We start from the raw sequence: 2,923 nt of genomic DNA, 5'->3' as shown, positions 1-2,923 counted from the left end.
ACAAGTTTAATCAGGAAAACACCCCTTTATTAATAAGGGTGACGAGTCTTCTGTACGTAATCAATTATTAAACAGAAAATAAAAATCAATCTAATCTTGATTTATAAAGAGTGACCATATATGTCCAGCAATTTCATTCAGCCTAAAAGGTAGTGGTTAAATATATGTGCTATCAAATCACTTTCTGATTTAAATTTATTCTATTAATTTGATGAATATACGTCTCTACACTTTAAGCTTAAATTAAAACATTCAATGGGGTTTAGGAAAGGTTAATGATAATTTATAAATTTAATACTTTATTAAAAGTTACCTTAGTTAGTTTAATCGCATTAATGTCTTTGCAAAGTGCATGGGGCAAAGATGTCAATATATTACAAGGTAATGTGAGGTTTAAACTAAATATTCAAGGACATGGAGTAAAGTATTTCGTGAGTGTCAATGATGTTATTGTTTTTAAACAATATAATAGCGATACACAAGATAACCTAGAGTTACCTATTAACCATTGGATGCATCCAGAGCAAAGTCAGTTTAGGGTATGGGCTGGCGATGCTAAAGGTAATAAATTTCCTTCTGGCGCCTCTGTAAAATTGACATTGGTAATTGAAGATAGAGATTCAGGTGCTAGTTATAAATTACCTATAATTGAACTTAATGGGAACGAAGTCTATGATCATAAAACGCTAAATACAGTTTTAAAAACGGGACGGTACCATTTAGCTGCTAATAATAAAGTTGAATTTGGTAAAGGTGAAATTGATTTAAAATCAGTTATTAAAAATGAATATAGTAGCAAAGATACTTTTATTTATAGCCGTCAGGTTTCTGTACCGAATCAGCTTCCACTTTGGGCATTTTTTAATAGTGATCCATTACCTGAGTATCAAAGCTTGTCTGATGAAGATATGTCTGAAAGTATAAATGAATTATTTGTAGCTTATAAAGAGATTCAAGATGCTCTGGAAAAAGGGGATGTTGACTCAATTATGCCATTATTTGCAGAGCGTAATAAAGAGTTAGATATTGCTTTTGGTTATGATTCTGGAGAGATGGAGCGATTATTAAGAGAGTATATACAAAAGGCGATAGATGACCCAAATTGGAAGCTTAGAAAGAGAACTGCAAATCAGGTTGGTATTTACCGTGAAAAAAATAAAAAAATAGTTAGCCTTATGAGATCAAAGTTCACTGACATACTTGGATTTGTTAACAAAAATAATCTGTTTTACAGTTTGACGATAAAGTTCAGACGTGAAAATGGTGAATGGATTATTACGCGTTAATTTAGTCAAAGTGGAAGGGGGATTATACTCAATAATTACGACCAATTTTTAGGGAGATTTACAGGGGCTTTATTTTAGTAGTCAAATATATCGGGCCTCCAAAGTTAGTTTTCTATTCAATCAAACAACAATTCTCCTTTAACGTTAAAACCTTAAAGAAAATAGATATTTCTATATTAGGAAGCATTTCAAAATGAGCCTGCTATTGTGCAGTGGCATAAACCTCGTGCATTTATGTGGCATGAGTCAGCGTTGTGTCATCATTCTAAAGTATTAGCTATTCCTGTGTTGATTGTTTTATTTTTATTATTTACTCCTGTTTATATTGGGCAAGGCTGGGATTGGCAAGCTGCTTTTAGGTGGCCGTTGTACCTTACATTTGGTTTTATCTATTGCATTAGCCGAAGTCAGTATTATGACATTGCTTATAAAATAACTGAGTCAGGGCTACTGTTCAATTGTTTGAAGCGGTACCCTCGTTTCCGTTACCGAGAACAAGATACTACTAATTTTTATAGATGGTTTAGATGGTTTAGATGGGTTGCTGTTGTTGTTGGATTATTTGCTTTGTTCACTAACCCGACGTACTTAGTAGGAGCAGGGGGGGGCTATTTTTATTAGTTTTATGAAACCTCAGAAAGATGCGGCAAAGGAGGCTCTTTACGGTGGTTTTTTTTGGGGTGAAGAAAATGATAATTCAAGGATTAATTTAGTAGAAGTTAACAAAAAACGTCTACTGATCGACTTGCATAGTGAAGGTAGTTTTACTGGCTGTGATTTATATTGATCAAAAGATAACTATGAGGAAGTATTAGCAGTTATCAAAGAAAAATTACCTAATGCCGAGTTTGTATATTTTGAGTAATATTTTACTTTATTTCACTAGGAATTAAATATGTTTAACTTACCTTTTGATGTTTGGTATTTTATATTTGCTTTTCCAATCTTTCTCTTATGGGCTATTGCCATTTTAGCTTTTGGCAGAATTTCAATGCGCCATATTGATAGAGAGATGGTAAAAAATAAAGGGGAAACTCCTGAGTGGGATAAAGGAATAGGCATAAGGTTGAGTATGTATTCTCGAATTATTACTCGTAAAAAAATTAATAAAGTGACGCTATTTGATGAGCAAGCTGTTTTAGATCATGCTAGAAAAATTGATTGGTACCTTGCATGGTTTTTACATTTAACAAGTATCGCATTCTTCACTCTAGCCTTTATAACCATCTTTTTCTTTAAAGACAAGTTTCAAGATTAGCGAGGCTTAATCATCTCAACACTGTGCTATTTTGGTCAAGTATAATCGGGCATCGAATCTTTTAAACAGAAAAATATGAGTAATCCATTTTCTTCTTAAATTCCTATATCGTTAGTATCATTTATAAAAAGAATGAGGACGATATTATTTTTATAGATAAAAGCAAAGATTTGACCCCGTTATTTTTTATAGTTAAAAGGAGCTTAAACCAAGCTTCCTGCTTAGATTTGCTAAAAGCAATTAATTATTTGGGTGTAGTGGCATAATGAATTTGGCCATCTGATTAGAGGTGATAAACTCACTTTAACTAATCAGGTATTAATATGACAAAACAAACAAGACCAACTTATTCACCCGAATTTAAATTAGAAGTTGCACA

At 32.5% G+C, this 2,923-nt stretch carries 3 protein-coding genes; all 3 read left to right on the top strand.

Annotation, left to right across the window (positions count from 1 at the left end; all coding sequences use genetic code 11):
* Positions 1-275 precede the first annotated feature (275 nt).
* The 3 genes from SP041_RS20565 to SP041_RS20555 all read left to right on the top strand — a co-directional run bounded on the left by SP041_RS20565 (position 276) and on the right by SP041_RS20555 (position 2,544).
* The gene (locus SP041_RS20565; RefSeq protein WP_025563603.1) at positions 276-1,286 is read left to right on the top strand and encodes a hypothetical protein; all 1,011 of its coding nucleotides are present in this window, start codon (positions 276-278) and stop codon (positions 1,284-1,286) included.
* A 207-nt stretch (positions 1,287-1,493) separates the two neighbouring features.
* Positions 1,494-1,907 (top strand): hypothetical protein, encoded by a 414-nt coding sequence (locus tag SP041_RS20560; protein WP_025563604.1) that lies wholly within the window; start codon positions 1,494-1,496, stop codon positions 1,905-1,907.
* 274 nt (positions 1,908-2,181) lie between these two features.
* A complete protein-coding gene (locus SP041_RS20555) occupies positions 2,182-2,544 on the top strand; it encodes a hypothetical protein (RefSeq protein ID WP_025563605.1) in 363 nt (120 codons plus the stop codon).
* The last annotated feature ends 379 nt before the right edge of the window (positions 2,545-2,923 follow it).

Origin of the sequence: Psychromonas sp. SP041 (genome assembly GCF_000470315.2) — a bacterium.
In the GTDB taxonomy this organism is placed as follows: domain Bacteria; phylum Pseudomonadota; class Gammaproteobacteria; order Enterobacterales; family Psychromonadaceae; genus Psychromonas.
This window is presented reverse-complemented; position numbering and strand designations above follow the sequence as displayed.

Bases quoted from the DNA above. Each gene is read 5' to 3' on its own strand.
- SP041_RS20565 (WP_025563603.1), top strand. From the start codon at position 276: ATGATAATTTATAAATTTAATACTTTATTAAAAGTTACCTTAGTTAGT.
- SP041_RS20555 (WP_025563605.1), top strand. From the start codon at position 2,182: ATGTTTAACTTACCTTTTGATGTTTGGTATTTTATATTTGCTTTTCCA.